This window comes from Alkalimarinus coralli (genome assembly GCF_023650515.1).
In the GTDB taxonomy this organism is placed as follows: Bacteria; Pseudomonadota; Gammaproteobacteria; order Pseudomonadales; family Oleiphilaceae; genus Alkalimarinus; species Alkalimarinus coralli.
Map to the genome: position 1 here is coordinate 528,107 of NZ_CP096016.1, position 17,322 is coordinate 545,428.

Sequence of the window (17,322 nt, forward strand, 5' to 3'; positions counted from 1 at the left end):
GGCTACCATGTCTACTTGTGACCAGACCTGCTTGTGATCAGGTCTGCTTACGATCAGGTCTGCTTACGATCAGGTCTGCTTACGATCAGACCTTAAATTGACCAACCTTCTCTGTTAATAGCTGGCTTAATAAATGTATCTCTTCGGTTGAATCGCTGACTCTGGCAAAATTATCTGAACTCTCATCAACCAGTTCCGCAATATTATGGGTGTTATTGCTGATCTCATTGGCAACTGAGGCTTGCTGTTCGGTGGCCGTTGCGATTTGAATGGTGATCGATGTGATCTCTTGCATTGCCTCATTTACGTCTGTCAGCATCTCCTCTGCTGTTTCTGCCGATGACTTGGTATCAAGAGAGTGAGTGTGTGCCAGGTCAACGGAGTGGGTGACACCCTGAACCCCATTTTGAATCTGCTCAATCATGGTTTGAATTTCATCTGTAGACTCTTGCGTTCGTGTCGCAAGCCCCCTTACTTCATCAGCCACCACGGCAAACCCTCGGCCCGCTTCACCCGCTCTCGCCGCCTCTATGGCCGCATTTAACGCTAACAGGTTGGTTTGCTCTGCAATGCCCCTGATAACATCGAGGATAGAGCCTATTTTGGCAGAATTTTCAGTCAGTTCGCCTACCACTTTTTTACTGTTGTCCAGCTCGTCAGACAGCCGGGTTAGGCCCGACATTGAGGTACTGATATCCTGGCTGCTCTTAGAGGACTTTTCTAACCCTGACTCTGTTGCATCGGCTGCCTGTTGTGCATTTTTTGCAATTTCTTCGGTTGATGCGGCCATTTCAGTGATGGCTGACGCGGCACTGTGGGTTTCGCTTTTCTGCCGCTCTGTTCCTTGCATATTGCTTTCGACAATGTCCTTCATTTCAGTCGCAAGCGTATTGAGCTGCAAGCTTGCCTCTTTAAACTCCTGAATGGTTGATTGGGTACGAGCTACAAAACGGTTAAATAGAGAGGCTACGGAACTAAGCTCGTCTTTACCTTTTTCATCAAGTCGAAGCGTGAGGTCTCCCTCTCCGTGAGCGATGTTTTCCATGGCTGTGAGGGTATTGGTCAGAGGTTGTCGAATACTAATGATGATAAGAAACAAGATGGCGACCAGTGGCACGGACAATACCAGTACTATCAGGATATAACGCCACAGAAAAGTATACTGTTGTGCTCGCAGGTCATCGATATAAACGCCTGTGCCGATGATCATATCCCACGGGGCAAAGCCTTTTACAAATGAGACCTTTTCTACCGGGTCATCATGGCCGGGCTTTGGCCATAAATAATCAACATAACCTTCACCATCGCTCTCAACGATATCGACCATTTCTCTAAACAACCGTTTTCCATTAGGATCTTCTGACTTATCGAGGTTCTTGCCCTGAAGCTCTGGTTTCATCGGGTGCATGATAAGGGCAGGTTGATGGTCGAGGATAAAGAAGTAGTCGTTGTCTCCGTATCGTAGATCTCGAACGTCTGATATTGCCAGGTTTTTAGCCTCTTGTTCTGAAAGTTCGCCGGATTTTGCCAGCTTGTGATAGTGCTTCAGTATGCTGTAAGAGGTTCCGACCAAATGCTTGGTGGTTGTCTGCCGTTCGTTGTAGCTGGTATTAAAGAATTCGTTGAGTGTTATAACGCTCAGTATGAGAGTTCCAAATGCTGCTATTGCAATGACTATAGCTAATCGGTAGCCGATACGAATATTGCGTAACCATGAAATCATTCAGTCATCCACCTTGTGCTACTGCACTCACCCTTAAAACGTCAATATGAGACCTTTGCACGACTACTGCGCTTACAAATACAGCGTTAAAAAATGACTCAAAATGGTGCGCTCTCCTGGGTCGACCGGGACTTATTACTTATAAACTGCGCTTTTTCTTCATTTTTTGCCTTGTCTTTGATTCGCTCGTAACGTCATGCAAAGATCTCAATATATTATTGTTGTTTTAAAAGTATAGCGGATGATTTTGGTTTGACTTTGCTATTGCAAAAACAGCTGTACCACTAACGGTTTTACAGTGTTTGACTACTCAATTTTTGACGCGCATTCACCATCACTTGGGGTATGTTTACAACGTACTTTACGCATCAGTCTCAGCGCTTTGGGTTCGTAAAGGCCTTCATCGCGTAGAGACAGCCGGGAGTCTCTCATATATTCGTTATATTTGCTTTTGTCTGTTTCTGCGATTTTGATCCAATACTCGTCAGGTATCTCGCTTTCAGCGGCTTTTACAATCGCCAACATGCTGTCCAGCCTCGATAATGAGTAGTCTCTTAACTTTTGCCCGTAGTCATCTGGAAACAGTGCGTGGTGTATGACGATTTGCAGCGATGTGTGGAGCAAGGGGTACTCCAAAATTCCGCCACCTGCTTCAAGCCCTTTGTATAACTCCATGGTATTAAACGCAACCGCAGGCGCGAACACGATATCGACACTGCCATTGTTGAACATGCCTGCGAAGTTGGCGAGGCTTGAGGGGACAGGAGAACCGCCCACACGACGAACCATTTTTGTGCCAACAGGGTCGCCATTTAATACCGCCATTTTTTGACCTTGAAACTGCTCAACATTGTCGATGGCTTTATCTCGCACAAAAACAAACACGGGACCAATAGGCAGAATTCCCGCGATTTCGTAGTGATCCTGCCTCATCAGTTTTGCTGCTTTGGGGCTGGACAAGGTGGTTAGCAGTGTACGTAGCTCCGGCTCTCCAGGAATGGCACCAACGGCGTTAACGGTAGAGGTAAAATGGTTAAAGTCTCTTATTGATGCATCGGTTAGCAGCACTGCATCACAGGCTTTACCTTTAAAGTCATTGGCTGCCACTTTCTCGTCGGTGTAGGCTTCAATGTTAAGCTTTACTCCCCAGCTCATAGATTTTGGAATCAGCTCTTTCACCATGCTGACCACTGGGCCGCCTGTTCCTACCGGATCCCAGACACAAAAGCTTCTCTCTTGTACTTCAACTTTATTTGTACGCGTTGAGTGTGTGTTCGCTGATGGTTGTGCGATAGCCTGAGCCGTCAATGAGCTGACTAATGCAAAGACTAAGCTATGCAGGAGTAGCGCTGAGAATACAGTGTTCCGACGTGGTTTGATCAGGTGGTTTATTTTTGTTGTCCCGACGTTCATAAAGACCTCTTATGCGTCCATTTACGGCTATGTTGTTAAGATAGGAAATGATAAGCAGCGGACTTCTATCGCTGCTTATCAAAACAAAGATTAGTGGCTACAGCTTTTAAGAGCAGAAATAGCCGTATTCATATTGGTGAGCTTGACGTTGCGCTGTAGTACCTGTTTACCCACTTCCTTGCCATTAATAAATATATGAAGCTCTTTACCCGCTGAAAGCTGGGATGTGATATCACCTTTAACAATGGCCCGTGTTGAGTTAACTTTTTCGGCAAATGGCAGTAGTGCTTGATTATCTATTTGTATGCCTGTTTTCGGGTGGTTGATATTAAGGGGCATGTAGGCGTTAACAATAACCTGCTGCTCTTCGATATCCATCCAGATCTGTGATGAGTATTCGGTATTGCTGATCTGAAGTGTAGGGGTTTTGAGTTTGCAAAAACCGTTGTCAGCACTTCTCAGGGTCCAGATTCCATAAGATTTCCCCAAATTGTTGCTGGAGCGCACGACAGGCTGGTCAGCTGGGTTCTCGCTGTTGGCATCTTGAAGGTTGCCTGCGTCGTGTGTGTTGCTGCCTGTTAGTGCCTCTGCTGCCACGGTATTGGCTGGTTGGGTCGAGTCTGGTAATGGAGACTCAGCGTCAGTGGTTACGCCTTCGTCGGCTGTTGCTGGGGATACCTCTGCCTGGTTCGCGGTAGCTGCTGTTGTTATTTGAGCCTCAGGTTCAGTGCTAGGAGGCTCAACGGAAGCTGTTTCTGCATCGCTCTCCGGGTTAACTCCTGCTTCGGCAGACGTTTCGGCAGGCGTTTCGGCAGATGGTTCTGGCTGAATGGTGTCCTCAGCGGTTACAGTAGCGCCTTCGATGGTTGACGCCTCATTCTGCTCGATTTGATCCTGAGTTGTTTGTTGCTGAGTTGCTTGACCCTGAGTCGCAGCCGGCTTGGCTGCTTCAGGCTCTGCCGCCTGAACCTGGGGGGCGTCTGACGGAGTCACATCAACTGACTCACTGGGTTGCTCTCGTTCGGTGGTACTCGCACAGCCGACAAGCATCGATAAGCATAGCAGTGATGCACCTAAACCCTTGCTAATAGCGGGCTTGGTTGATGCTGGAGCATTACTTTGGCGGGCGATGTGAGTCATGGTTCGTTCAGGCATATTTTTCTCGCGAGTAACTGTTGGTCATTTATTGTTGGGTTGGCGCTGTTGATCTATTAAGCCTATTGCTGTTAACCCTGTAATCGTAGCGGGTTGCGCCTGCTTATAATGGGGTCAAGCGCACAATTATAAAAATCGCTGTAGCGTTATTCTCTCTATCACTGTTCGATTCGGTTATATGTATCTATTCCTATTCACATACCCAAACTGCCAATATCAGCTATCTTTAATTCGGTGGTTGTTTATTGATCAATAATAAGTGGCCTGCTTCCGCTGAGGGCCAACTAGTTTAAAGGTCTTCAATGCTGTATTCGTGAGGCTCGCTCAGATAATTCAGGGAGAGAGGTATGAGAATAAGCGTTCAGTTATCAGCTATTGTCATCGTTGCGATGTCGATGATTTCTGCACCGGCTGCATTTGCCGGTGGTTATACTTCTACAAAATATCCGATTGTATTAGTACATGGCTTTATGGGGTTTAATGAGATTTCGGGGGTCGATTACTTTTACCGTATTCCTGACAACCTAAAAGTCGGTGGGGCATCGGTGTATGTTGTTAAGCTTTCAGCGTTGAATAGCAACGAAGAACGGGGTGAGCAGCTGGTTAACCAGGTTGAGGAGATCATTGCATTATCTGGTGCCAGTAAGGTTAACTTGATTGCACATAGCCAAGGTGGATTGGCGGCCCGGTATGCATCGTCTGTGACCCCTGGCAGCATCGCTTCGGTGACAACCATTGGAACGCCAAATGAGGCCACAGGCTTCCCATTGGGAGAGTGGGTTGGGCAAGCGCACCCGCCAGGCAGCGCGCAAGGTAACTTGATTGCCGCCGTAGTAACGGCTTTGGCCCAGCTGGTCGACAGTTATTCTGGAATGCCCTATCAGCCACAAGACTATGCTGCATTCTTAAGTTCAATGAGTGTGGCATCTCTAAACCGGTTTAATGCTGATCACCCACAGGCACTGCCTGCGAGCTATTGTCAGCAAGGTGATCACTCTGTGGGTGGAATACGTTATTACTCTTGGAGTGGCGCGAAAGTCGTCACTAATTTGTTTGACCTTTCAGACTATGCACTGGCCATTGCATCAGGGGTTACCGGAACGGATAGTGATGGTTTGGTTACGCGCTGTGGCAGCCATTTAGGGCTCGTTATTCGCGATAACTACAGCATGAACCACCTGGATGAGATCAACCATTTATTTGGCTTTTATGGTTTGTTTTCGACTTCACCTGTGGTCACCTACAGAACCCATGCGAACCGTTTAAAGAATAGCGGCCTCTAGAATAAGGCTTCGGCCTGTACAGGGTATGCAGGCCGAAGCCTTAATGGCAATTGTTGGCACTGTCTGTGGCGGTCTGCTGACAGTTTTCGTAATATAGTCTTAAGCGTTTAATGAAATCATAGAGTACTTAATTGTTGTTAATGAGGTGGTTGATGCGTTTATTGTTGTTGATAATGGTTCATTGGGTGCTGGCGGGGTGTGCTGCGACAGTGGTGTATGACTTTGATGAAACGGCAAATTTTCAGCAAGGTAAGCAATACCAGTTTGAACAGACGGAAAATGGCGATGTTCAGAGCCTGGATCGAGCGCGCATTCACAAGGCGATAGCGAAACAGTTAAGTTTAAAAGGGTTTAGTCAGGTCGACAGCGGCGCTGGTTTAACCGTTCGCTATAGAATTGAGGAAGATGTGCGCATTGAGTCTACAGGTGTTTCTTATGGCGTGGGGATGTCGCGAAGTCATTTGGGGGTTGCAATGCATACACCGGTTCGAGCGCGTGAAATTAAAGAGGGCAAACTGGTGGTAGAAGTGGTCGAAACCGATAACAGCCGTGTGATCTGGCGAGCGGTATCTCAAAAACGCCTGACTGAACAGATGCGCCCTGAAAAAAGAACCGAGCTGGTGAATGAACTAGTGAAAGAAATGTTTCAGAACTACCCGCCACAACGATAACAACCTTGTCTTTTGACCTCTTTTTAGGCAAACGTATGGCCTGATAGTGATTTTCCGGCATATGAAACTCCCATGGCGATATGGGGGGAATTTTTTTCAATTTTACAACTCCAACGTATTTGTTATTCAGCTGCTATGCTTGAGGTATGACTAACGTAAACAAGAGACCTTTGCAGGGCGTATAGTGACAATATTTGAATGGAAGAGCGAATATGATACTGGTGTCGAAGAAATAGATAACCAGCATAAAGTGCTCGTGAGCCTGATTAACGAACTGGATAGTTTGGTGGGGGAGCGGTTTGACCGAGGAGCGGCTGAAGAGGTTTTCAATAAGTTAAAGAGCTATACGGTGTTTCACTTTGCCACTGAGGAAAGTTTGATGGCCGAGTACCACTATGTTGAACGTGACCTTCATGCCCATCTGTTGCAGCACCGACAGTTTGAAGAGGAAATAGGCTCCGTTCAGCATGACTTCAGCCAAGTAAGCAGGGAAGACTGCAATGTCATTCTTTCTTACTTGACTAACTGGCTGATCAAGCATATCTGCAAGGTTGACCAGAGGCTTGCGGCCTTTATTCTTGCCAAAAAACAGGCCGCCTCTCAGTATCCATTGCCTGACGATGATGTTAACCTGCCGGATGACAGTTTGTCGCTGTCTGACAGTTCGCTTCCCAAACGTAATTTTTGGGGCTTATCCGCCGATGATGAAGAGCAAATTCATAGTCAACTGACTGTAGTGAGAGAACATATAGAAGGCACGGACAAAATGCTGTGTGAGCTAGAAGTCTGCATTGGTGAATTGAGGGGGCACTGCGACTCGCTGGTAAAATCAGTCCCGAATGAGAGTCAGTCCCAAGTATCCGATGAAGCCTATACACATTGTGTTCAAGGTATCTATTTAGTGAAATCTCTGCAAAATAAACAAACCAAGCTGCGAGAGCTGTTAAATGATATTGAGCTGGGTGACTTTGAAGCCTAGTTCTTAAATTTAGTTCTTAACTGTCGTTCTTAAATTCAGTTTTTGTTAAATTTGACCGTTATATGAGCCATAAACAGAGGATCATCGCATGAACCGTATTAACCGAATTTTTACCATGGTGATAACGGGGGCGCTTATATCTGCGTGTAATGCTTCGCCAGAGAAACCGTCGGCAGAAACGCGATGCAAAGATCCGCGCCCACAAATGTGCACGATGATCTATCAACCTGTTTGTGGCCTGGATGAGGGAGGGCAGTGGCAAACCTACTCCAGTGGCTGCAATGCGTGCTCTCACCCAGAGGTAGTTGGGTATAATCAGGACGCCTGCAACGTTCCCGAAGTCAAGAAAGGGCAGTAAGATCGTTGATTGATAAAGAAGTTATCCGCAAACTGATACTGCAGCAACTGAAGGCCGATTATAAAAATGCAATCAGCTCTGCCTGTGCTGCACACGAGGCCGCTACAAACGAAGAAAGTAAAGCAGAGAACAAGTACGATACGAGAGGCCTGGAGGCCTCCTATCTGGCAGAGGGACAATCCCGCAGGGCCGCAGAGTTGGAACAGGACATAACGGCTTATGAGAACCTGGTACTGGTATCGCTTTCCCAAGACTCAAAAATACGACTCACCGCCACGGTTGTGCTGGAGGATGAGGATGAAAACCAACGAACAGTGTTTATCGGCCCAACTTCTGGCGGCATGAAGATTGTTTTGGAAGACAACGCTCATTCTGAGGGTGAACGAATGCCGGGCGACCGTATGTCGTGCAATCGTATTTCAGGGGGCTGCATTGTGGTTACACCTAAAGCGCCGCTCGGATCGGCCTTAATAGGCAAACGAGTAGGAGATGATATTGCTTTGGATGCCGGTGGGTGTAGGACTCACTATGAAATTATTGATATCTGTTGACCCCCCCCTCCTGGTCTCACCCTGTAAAAACTACTCGCTTGAATTTATACCAACCCCTCGTCTAAATAGCCTATTTATGCGATAATACGCGCCGCAATTTTGTGGCCTTAAACTTTCATTGTCTTATTAGCAGGTTATATCGATTTGTTAATAGGTAAGGTCTCTATCCCGGTTTATTACCATCATCTTGGCTTTGCCTGAAACGGCAGCCGGCTAATTCTGGACTAAGAACTTGATATCTACAGCTAACATCACCATGCAATTTGGGGTTAAACCTCTTTTTGAAAACGTATCTGTTAAATTTGGCGAAGGTAACCGATATGGTCTGATTGGCGCCAATGGGTGCGGAAAATCGACCTTTATGAAGATTCTGGGCGGAGATCTGGAGCCGACTTCCGGAACCGTTGTAACAGACCCGAATGAACGCATCGGTAAGCTACGTCAGGATCAGTTTGCGTTTGAAGAGTTTACTGTGCTTGATACGGTGATTATGGGACACAACGAGCTGTGGGAAGTCAAGCAGGAGCGTGACCGAATATACTCATTGGCTGAAATGAGCGAAGACGATGGCATTAAGGTCGCAGAGCTGGAAGTAGAATTTGCCGAAATGGATGGTTATACCGCAGAGTCCAGAGCAGGAGAACTTCTTCTGGGTGTGGGTATTCCTTTGGAGCAGCACAATGGGCCAATGAGTGAAGTGGCACCAGGTTGGAAGCTAAGGGTTCTGCTGGCTCAGGCGCTATTCTCTGCACCTGACATCATGTTGCTCGATGAGCCGACCAACAACCTTGATATTAATACCATTCGCTGGCTTGAAGGAGTGCTTAACGAGCGCAACTGCACGATGATTATTATATCGCACGATCGACACTTCCTTAACAGTGTCTGCACGCACATGGCAGACCTCGATTATGGCGAGCTGCGCCTGTACCCTGGGAACTATGATGAGTATATGACCGCATCCACCCAGGCGCGTGAACGACTGCTTTCAGACAATGCCAAGAAGAAAGCCCAGATTGCTGAACTGAAAGGGTTTGTGAGCCGTTTTTCTGCCAATGCGTCGAAAGCAAAACAGGCGACCTCAAGGGCAAAACAGATAGATAAAATCAAGCTCGAAGAAGTTAAACCATCTAGCCGTGTTAACCCGTTTATTCGTTTTGAGCAAGAGAAAAAGCTTCATAGACTGGCGCTTGAGGCTAATGACCTGAAGAAGAGTTATGACGGTGAAACCCTATTTCAGGGTCTCAAGCTAATGGTTGAGGTTGGTGAAAAAATTGCCATTATTGGCCCGAACGGCATTGGTAAGACAACACTGCTTAGATCACTGCTAGGTGATATAACGCTTGATTCAGGTGAAGTTAAGTGGTCAGAAAATGCCGTTATCGGAAGCTATGCACAAGACCATGCAGCAGACTTTGAAGAAGATAAAACGCTGTTCGACTGGATGGGGCAGTGGGGGCAGGAAGGTGATGACGAACAGGTTATCCGCGGCACTCTTGGCCGTTTGTTATTCTCTCAGGATGATATTAAAAAATCAGTCAAAATAATTTCTGGTGGAGAGCAGGGGCGCATGCTGTTCGGTAAAATGATGCTGCAACGTCCGAATATACTGCTGATGGATGAGCCGACCAACCACTTGGATATGGAGTCAATCGAGTCGCTTAACGCTGCGCTGGAAGAGTATCCAGGCACGTTACTGTTTGTCAGTCATGACCGTGAATTCGTTTCATCCCTGGCAACACGTATTATCGAATTGACACCTGAAGGAATTGTAGACTTTAATGGTAGTTATGAAGACTACTTGAAGAGCCAAGGCGTCGAGTAGCCTGTTACTGTGTTATAAATACGCTTGAAAGCAAAGGGAGGAAGCTATGAACATGCTGGAAACGGTTTCGGAGCTTTGCCCTTTGTGCGGTGAACCGATAGAACTGGTGATTGATTGTAGCGTTGTGGAACAACAATACCAGGAAGATTGTCAGGTTTGCTGTGCCCCGATGCTCATCTCTGTCATGGTTGATGAGCAGGGAATACCTACCGTCGCGCTAAAACCAGAAAATGGTTAAGCACTAAATGGTTAAGCACTAAATGGTTAAGCAATAGTCGCGTATTCAATACGTGTGCAAAGTGCTCGTGTGGTGTGTTGCATCGAGAGATAGCCTTTTGCCACCTCTCGATGTCTCTCGTTAAATGGTCTAGATGTTTACTGTTTAGTGGATAGAGCTAAGCGCTGACCAGTAGTCCATGGCACCTACCAATACAACCAGGTGCTCGCCTAAATCTTCCTGACTTCTAAGTACATAAGCCGCGACTGCCTGGGCTGTATCGTACATCAGATCCTGCTCATCAGGAGTAAGGGTCTGGTTGCCGCCGGTCAACTCCAGACGACTGTTTTTAAGGTCAAAGCTGGCCTCTCTTACCTCTCCATCAATACTTACTGTAAAACTCACTTGAGTCTGGCTTTCCAGCGTGCTGCTAAACTTGATGGTATGAGCATCAGCCTGAAAGGTTCCTGAAAAACCATTCACCGAGCTATTCGCGATACTCAACGAATCACCCGCAAATGCACCTACAGACACCAATGCTGAAATGAGCCCGGTCGCGATGTAGTTAATTGCTTTTCTCATAGTCACGTTCCTATCAGGTTAGCTAGTTAAAAATATAGGTCTCTAATAAAATAATGACGCTATATTAAAACAATTGTTTCAAACAGTCGTTTGAAAAATTGTAAACAATCGTTAACTACGCATATGGCCTTGTTATTAATGGATTTTTCGGTATGAGATAAGTTAATGGGTGAAATCTTTATGAATACTGACTAGTATTCAGCTCATCTTGAGCAAAAATAGAGAACACTCTAATGTCCGGAGATACAAAACAATTTGAAGATGTGGTGCTGAACATTGATGCGGGAGTGGCTTACATTACCATCAACCGCCCTGAAAAGCTTAATGCCATTCGCATTCAGACCTATCAGGATATTATTGCTGCATTAAAAGAGGCGGACCAAAATGACCAGTGCAATGTGCTGATTGTCAGTGGTGCTGAGGGCAAGTTCACAGCAGGCAATGACTTGGCAGATTTGGTAAGTGGTCAGGCTGATCAGGTGATGGCGGGGGTTCAAGGCATTTTTGATGCCCTGAGTAGCTTAAACAAACCACTAATCGCCGCAGTGGAAAGTGTTGCAGTGGGAATTGGTACCACTCTGTTATTGCACTGCGATATGGTTATTGCGTCTACGGGCACAAAATTCAGAATGCCGTTTGCGAATTTAGGTGTGTCTCCCGAGGGGGCATCAAGTGCTTTGCTATCCTCTACCATTGGGTCAAAAGCGGCGAGTGAATTGTTGCTGACTGGCCGCTTTTTTAGTGCCGAAGAAGCATCAATGTGGGGTTTGGTGAATCAGGTGAGTGATAAGGGGCAGGCTATGGAAGTTGCACAAGGCGTTGCCAAGCAATTGCTTAAGCAGCCACTGCCATCGCTGATTGCAACCAAGGCGGAGCTACGAAAATATTTGCCATACAATGTGAGCGATGTCGTAGCGGCAGAGTTGAAGACGTTTGTGAGGTTGCTTGAGTCAGAAGAGACGCAAGCACGTATCAATGCCATGGTTAGCCGGTAACGCGGGTCGAACAGGTAATAAGCACGATGAATGAATAGCCAAATGACCCGTTGCACGGCGTCACACTAGAGCAGATCGTTAATAGATTGGTTGACTATTTTGGTTGGGAAGAGTTGGGGCAGCGAATTAATATTCGCTGTTTTAACTCCGACCCTTCGGTTAAATCAAGCCTTAAATTCTTGCGAAAAACGCCTTGGGCACGCAAGAAAGTAGAAGAACTCTATATTTCAAAGCACAAAAATATGTCTTTGTGGAAGGGGAGTGATACTTGATTATCTGACCCAGACAAGGAAGGCATAATTCATAGGCGATATTTTCGTTCGTTTATGACTTTAAGATTGCTTGTTGGCTGGTTAGCCACTGAGTCAGTTCTGTTAACGGAATAGGGCGACAGAGCCAGTATCCTTGTAAATAGTCGCACCCCATATGCTTGAGTAAACGCGCTGTGTCTTCATCCTCAACGCCTTCTGCAACGAGTTTGTAGCCAAGACTGTGGGCCATATTAATCGTTGTCTCTACAATAATCCTGGCGCTATCGCTAGTACATATGTCCATGACGAGAGATCTGTCTAATTTGATTTCCGTAGCAGGCAATTCTTTTAGATAAGAGAGGGATGAATAACCGCTGCCAAAGTCATCAATTGAGACACGAAGCCCGGAATCTGTCAGCTCTTTTAGAACGACCAAACCGTTTTTCGGGTTTTCCATAACGGCTGTTTCAGTCAGCTCTACTATGAGTCGCTCAGCTTTAACATTATGACGGTTTAAACTTGATTTGATTAGCTCATTGAGCCCACCTGAATCGAGGTCGCGAGCGGAAATGTTGATCGATACGTTTAGTTTAGGGTAGTCGCCAAGTAGCGATGCCAGGTCACTAATAGCGCGCTCAAATGCCCAACGCGTTAACTGGGTGATTACGCCTGTTTCTTCCGCAAGCGGGATAAAATCGTTCGGGTAAACCCAGCCTCGTTCAGGGTGGTGCCAGCGAATGAGTGCTTCCAGGCCGATAATATCACCATCAATCAGGCAGGCTTTAGGTTGATAGTAGAGCTGTGTTTGATTCTGAAGTAACGCCTCTCGCAAGTCGGACATCAGTGTCAGCCGGCTCTCACTGTATATATCATAATCTGGAGAATAGACGCCTGCTTCTTGTCTACCGTGTGGCGCAATCTCCATCCCGACATGAGCGTTGCGGATTAGAAGGGCTGCATTATCACCGTGCACAGGGTAACTTGCTGCACCAAATTTAGGGTGTAGCTCTATCGCTAAACTATCCATTAATACAGGCTCTGACAGGCGTTTAAGCAACTTGTCAAGGTGCGAAAATTGATCACCTATATCATTGGCGTTGATGAGAATACCAAAACAATCTCCTGACAGTTGATAGACCCACTCTTCACGTCCAACACTATCGTATACACTATGAATACCGGGCAATTGGGTCGCTAACTCAGTCATTTTCTTAGCTATACGATCGAGAAGGCGTTCGCTTCGAGTTAGTCCGAGTGTTCTGTTTACTTCATCGATGCGAGTTACCCGTGCGACTCCCACTATGTAGTGACCATTGGGATCGCGTTCCAGTTGTTGGTTAACCACCCACTCAAACTGGTTTCGATTGGGAAGTTGTGTAATAGGGTCATGCAACATTGCATCGGTAAGTTTGTTATGAGCTTCATGCCTCGCTTTTTCTTTTCGTAAACTATCGGATTGCGCTTGAATTTTTTCTTCTCTTTCACGATATAGTCGGTCTGCAAGGGCTAAAGTGAGAATAAACGCTTCTAGCCCTGAGCCGATTTGCATGGCGTACTGGGTCACAAAGTTTTCAGGAAAAAAACCAACTGACCGGCCTGCAGTTGCTAATACGCCGATTGTGAGTGGTGACCATGCGATCGTAAAGAAAGCCCCGGCACGTGAGCCTGTCATCCATGTAATCGGACCTGCGGCGAATAAGATGGAGAAGAAGAAAAAGGCTGAAATAGCAGAAATCATGATGGCGGTGTTATAGCCGAAGAGTAATGCGGAGAAAAAATTGAAAATTTCAAAGTACAGCAACGCCCTGAGGGTTAGGTCTAGTTTTGGGCTGTGGGATTTTGTTTTCAGAAACTCTCGGCAGAAAAGCACTGAAAAGAATGCCAGAATTGGCATTGATACTAATAGTGCACGACCATGGATGGTTGGGGATTGAGGGTACAGGTGTTGAAAACTGTATCCAAGTATGGATGTGAAAAACAAAAGGTATCCAGCAATGGCAAGTGCATAATAGAGATATAGCTTTTCTCTTAATGTTAAAAATACCGCCAGGTTGATTAAAATAATAACGGTTAGGCAGCCGTAGTAGAAAAAATGAAGTTTTTGTTCTTTGGCTGTAGCCGCAAAATAATTATTCTCACGCCATATTTGAAACGGCAAAATCATTGAACCATTGGTCTGTATTCGAATATAGAGTGTCTTTGTCTGCTCTGCTTCAAGGTTAAAACGCAACTGCATATTAGGGTGATCGACCTCTCTCGGGTAAAAAGGGCGAGTGTCGCCTGTTGCGAATGTATGAATTTGCTTTTTCCCCATGAAGACATAAAAAACAACATCGTCTAATTGAGAGTAATCAAGCGCTGCAATTAGGTTAAGGTTCATAGGCGTTTGATTGTTGATAGAAAGCCTGAGCCAATAGGGGGATTTGGTTATGCCAAAGTTTGCACTACCGTCGGGGATCAGTTGCCATTGACTGTCTGGAAGCGCCATAACGTCGCTGACGTCAGCCTGCCCGGAAGCGTCTTCTACATACTGGAATTGAGATTGAATGGGGGAAGAATCAGTAATCGTGATGGTTGGTGTATCGGCTAGGGTTAAATTCCAGGCGCAAACCAACAAAACAGCTAAAACGAGTCGTAGGTGGGGGAATAGGGCCACTAACAGTTTACCAATTTGGTCAATGAATTCTCAATGAAAAAAACAGCTGATTGTACTGAACGATGACTGTTTAAGGTGAGCGCTCCCATCACTGAATTCTCCGCAATTATCTCAGTGTAGACTAGTTGAGAGAAAAAATAACTAAGCAGTGTGTGTTGACGCGCGCTCAACGTTATTAGTGTTACATTGCGTCAACATTGTACCGCCTTCAGGCATACGATTATCCATTCCATGACAAGAGATCGTGCTGTTTGAATCCAAATAATTTGGTCAGTAGTACATCCGGAAAGGTCTGTATGCGGGCGTTATAGATCTCGACTGCATCCAGGTAGCCCTCCCTCATCATCGATAACTCGTCCTCAATATCGGTGATAGAATCCATCAGTTGCTTGATTACCTGATGGCTCAAAAGTTCAGGATATTGCTCTATGATAGCTTTCATGCTTGTTGATAGTGGGTGCGCATTTGGCGTTTGCCCCGCCTTATCTTGGTGACTCATATTATCTGGTTGATACCGACGCCTTAATGCTGTTATCTGTTCGAGTAATGATTTTTCATGCGCTAAATAGTGCTTAACGCTTTTCTCGAGATTGGGGATTAAATCAAATCTCTTTTGAAGTACCACCTTGATGTTGGCGATGTTTCGTTCAACCCGCTGGCGTAAAAATATAATATCGTTGTAGTGAAGAATAACCATAAACCCGATCATAAATATCGGGGCCGTTAGCGCTGACAGTAGAAAGTTGTCTGGGCTGAGACCACCGCTACTGGCAAACAGAAGCAGAGCACCCAATAATAGAGCACTAAATGCCATGTTGAGAAAAATCATGCCGTTTCGGGCTTTTCGCAGCATGACTTGTTGTTCTGACAGGTTGCTCAAAATAAACGGTACTGACTTATCGCCATCGGCTATCTGTAAGCGAGCAGGGTCATTTTCATCTACCTGGGCAGAACCAATCGCGTAAAGTGTTTCATTGGGCTTCAGATACTCCTCCGTGTAGCGGTAGCGACCTTCTCGGGTTACCTTTTTGTTGCTTGAAATAACGTCGGCATTGTCGGCGATAATTTTCATCTTGCCGGTGTAATCGGAGACGAAAAATGGCAGCTGTTTTCTCTCTTCAACCAGCGTTACCCATTTCTCGTTCTTTCCGCTTTTTCGTTTCTCTTCCTTCTTGTAGTAATACCATACGGACTTTTTGCCGGTGACAGGTGTCGTTAAATAAGCTTCACTGTCTGCGCACTCTATTTTGCCTTTTATCTCTGCCAGACCGTAAACAACACCAGAAACTTTAGAGGTCGGTATGCTTTCAATAAAACGCTTAAAGCGTATTTTACGAAACCCCACGTAACTGGCGATCAGCATACCTGCCAAAGCGGCTAAGGCGACCCAGCGAACCCAGCTATCTGAAATACTGGTCGCTTTGAGTTGGTTAAGCTGCTGCTCTACTTTGTCTTTTTCTTCTTTAGTTAGGCCTATCGTTTTTTGTTGAATATCTATACCCATTGACCAGCCAATCAGGCTGTCGGGAAACTGTGCCAGCTGTCGTTTTAATTGGGCTTGATAGAGTGCAAGATTGACTTTTAAATCTGATAGCCGTTGTAACGCTGAGACATCAACGCCAGCATCGGCATACTCGTTGTAATTGGTGGGCGTCTCTAGTGACAGCTCTGACTCAAGTTGTGGCACATTGGCAGCACTAATTGCTTGTTGAACGACCTCATATTGTGAGGATAGGCGTGTCATACTTGCGTTGAGGTCACCGCTTAACATGGTTATACCCAAGTGCAGCAAAACCAGTGTGAGAGTGAAGGTGAGTATTGATAGGTAGGTGATGATCCGGTGAATCTTGATCGCCCAGATAACAAAAAGTACTGCAAATGCTAGCGCTACCAAGCCGAGCCAAATAAAAAATATACCGCTTTTGCCTTTCTCTCCCCGTTCATAGTCAAGACCGTATTTTGAAACGATAGGGGTATAAACTCCTTCGGGTGTAAAAGCCAATCTGGCCGAACCGCTGTTTCCTAGCGCGTAGGCGGTTACACTGACCTCTTGTCCGGGCTCGATTCGCCACTCGGTGTGACGGTACTTGCCTACGGTTGTACGCATTGATGAAGGCATTGACCAAAGAATAGGCTGGGTACGACTTTCGTTAGTTGACACGTTAATCGAGCCAGTAGCGTCAGTAATGGTAAAGTCCACGGCCCTATGCTCATCTGTTACAGTGACCCAGTGGCGATCCCCATCCGAATCGACCCTCTCTTCTTCGTGCAAATAGCGGTAGTAGACAGAGGGCGTGTCGCTATATCTGCTTTGGAGAAGGGACGCCTGAGGTGTGACTTTACCTTTAACACTGACTTCGCCCTGTAAAACCGTGTTGATTGAAATTTCCGGAATACGTTCAAGTTGTCTGATACGTTCTATTTCATCGAACCCTTTTGGCAGCAGCATGAAGGCGACAAAACAGAGCGCTGCCGCAATGCAAAGAAATAGAAGAGGAGAGGTGAGTGCTTTTTTCATACGTTGACTTCAAGGCCTCAAAATGGCTATTCAAAGGGTTAGGGTTTGGGGGGGCTATTTGTCATTTATACGCTAACGCTAAGATTTGTGCGCCCAAGCGGTGAATTTTACCTATCAATTTAAATCTATGAATTTAAATCTATGA

At 46.1% G+C, this 17,322-nt stretch carries 14 protein-coding genes and 1 pseudogene; 9 read left to right on the forward strand and 6 right to left on the reverse strand.

The annotated features are described in order from the left end of the window. Positions 1-85: 85 nt before the first annotated feature. From MY523_RS02325 to MY523_RS02335, 3 genes are all read right to left on the reverse strand, one after another. Entirely contained in the window at positions 86-1,723 is a 1,638-nt protein-coding gene (locus tag MY523_RS02325) for a methyl-accepting chemotaxis protein (protein WP_250657202.1), read from the reverse strand. Positions 1,724-2,029: 306 nt separating this feature from the next. Further along, positions 2,030-3,136 (reverse strand): putative solute-binding protein, encoded by a 1,107-nt coding sequence (locus MY523_RS02330; protein WP_250657203.1) that lies wholly within the window; start codon positions 3,134-3,136, stop codon positions 2,030-2,032. Between the two features lie 90 nt (positions 3,137-3,226). Beyond that, the gene (locus MY523_RS02335) at positions 3,227-4,291 is read right to left on the reverse strand and encodes a hypothetical protein (RefSeq protein ID WP_250657204.1); all 1,065 of its coding nucleotides are present in this window, start codon (positions 4,289-4,291) and stop codon (positions 3,227-3,229) included. A gap of 347 nt (positions 4,292-4,638) precedes the next feature. Here MY523_RS02335 and MY523_RS02340 point away from each other — a divergent pair, with 347 nt between their 5' ends. From MY523_RS02340 to MY523_RS02370, 7 genes are all read left to right on the forward strand, one after another. Next, positions 4,639-5,574 (forward strand): esterase/lipase family protein, encoded by a 936-nt coding sequence (locus MY523_RS02340; protein WP_250657205.1) that lies wholly within the window; start codon positions 4,639-4,641, stop codon positions 5,572-5,574. Between the two features lie 152 nt (positions 5,575-5,726). Then, positions 5,727-6,245 (forward strand): DUF4136 domain-containing protein, encoded by a 519-nt coding sequence (locus tag MY523_RS02345; protein WP_250657206.1) that lies wholly within the window; start codon positions 5,727-5,729, stop codon positions 6,243-6,245. A 184-nt stretch (positions 6,246-6,429) separates the two neighbouring features. Next, positions 6,430-7,224 (forward strand): bacteriohemerythrin, encoded by a 795-nt coding sequence (locus tag MY523_RS02350; protein ID WP_250657207.1) that lies wholly within the window; start codon positions 6,430-6,432, stop codon positions 7,222-7,224. An 88-nt stretch (positions 7,225-7,312) separates the two neighbouring features. Beyond that, positions 7,313-7,582, forward strand: coding sequence for a Kazal-type serine protease inhibitor family protein (locus tag MY523_RS02355; protein WP_250657208.1), 270 nt, complete (start codon positions 7,313-7,315; stop codon positions 7,580-7,582). Positions 7,583-7,587: 5 nt separating this feature from the next. Continuing rightward, a complete protein-coding gene (locus tag MY523_RS02360; RefSeq protein WP_250657209.1) occupies positions 7,588-8,133 on the forward strand; it encodes a GreA/GreB family elongation factor in 546 nt (181 codons plus the stop codon). 232 nt (positions 8,134-8,365) lie between these two features. Continuing rightward, on the forward strand, positions 8,366-9,958 hold the full coding sequence (locus tag MY523_RS02365) for an ABC-F family ATPase (protein WP_250657210.1): 1,593 nt from the start codon (positions 8,366-8,368) through the stop codon (positions 9,956-9,958). A gap of 46 nt (positions 9,959-10,004) precedes the next feature. Continuing rightward, positions 10,005-10,196, forward strand: coding sequence for a CPXCG motif-containing cysteine-rich protein (locus MY523_RS02370; RefSeq protein WP_250657211.1), 192 nt, complete (start codon positions 10,005-10,007; stop codon positions 10,194-10,196). A gap of 144 nt (positions 10,197-10,340) precedes the next feature. Here the strand turns inward: MY523_RS02370 and MY523_RS02375 are convergent, their stop codons facing one another. Beyond that, a complete protein-coding gene (locus MY523_RS02375; RefSeq protein WP_250657212.1) occupies positions 10,341-10,757 on the reverse strand; it encodes a hypothetical protein in 417 nt (138 codons plus the stop codon). A 233-nt stretch (positions 10,758-10,990) separates the two neighbouring features. On the opposite strand from MY523_RS02375, the gene MY523_RS02380 reads away from it, so the two are divergent. Both MY523_RS02380 and MY523_RS02385 read left to right on the forward strand, forming a co-directional pair. Next, complete coding sequence (locus tag MY523_RS02380) at positions 10,991-11,752, forward strand: enoyl-CoA hydratase/isomerase family protein (RefSeq protein ID WP_250657213.1); 762 nt, start codon at positions 10,991-10,993, stop codon at positions 11,750-11,752. 50 nt (positions 11,753-11,802) lie between these two features. Next, positions 11,803-11,991 (forward strand): annotated as a pseudogene (locus MY523_RS02385) (VF530 family protein); the annotation flags it as partial. Between the two features lie 85 nt (positions 11,992-12,076). Here the strand turns inward: MY523_RS02385 and MY523_RS02390 are convergent. Both MY523_RS02390 and MY523_RS02395 read right to left on the reverse strand, forming a co-directional pair. Continuing rightward, the gene (locus MY523_RS02390) at positions 12,077-14,659 is read right to left on the reverse strand and encodes an EAL domain-containing protein (RefSeq protein ID WP_250657214.1); all 2,583 of its coding nucleotides are present in this window, start codon (positions 14,657-14,659) and stop codon (positions 12,077-12,079) included. A 220-nt stretch (positions 14,660-14,879) separates the two neighbouring features. Further along, positions 14,880-17,177, reverse strand: a complete 2,298-nt coding sequence (locus MY523_RS02395; RefSeq protein WP_250657215.1) for a LemA family protein — start codon at positions 17,175-17,177, stop codon at positions 14,880-14,882. Between the last annotated feature and the right edge of the window lie 145 nt (positions 17,178-17,322).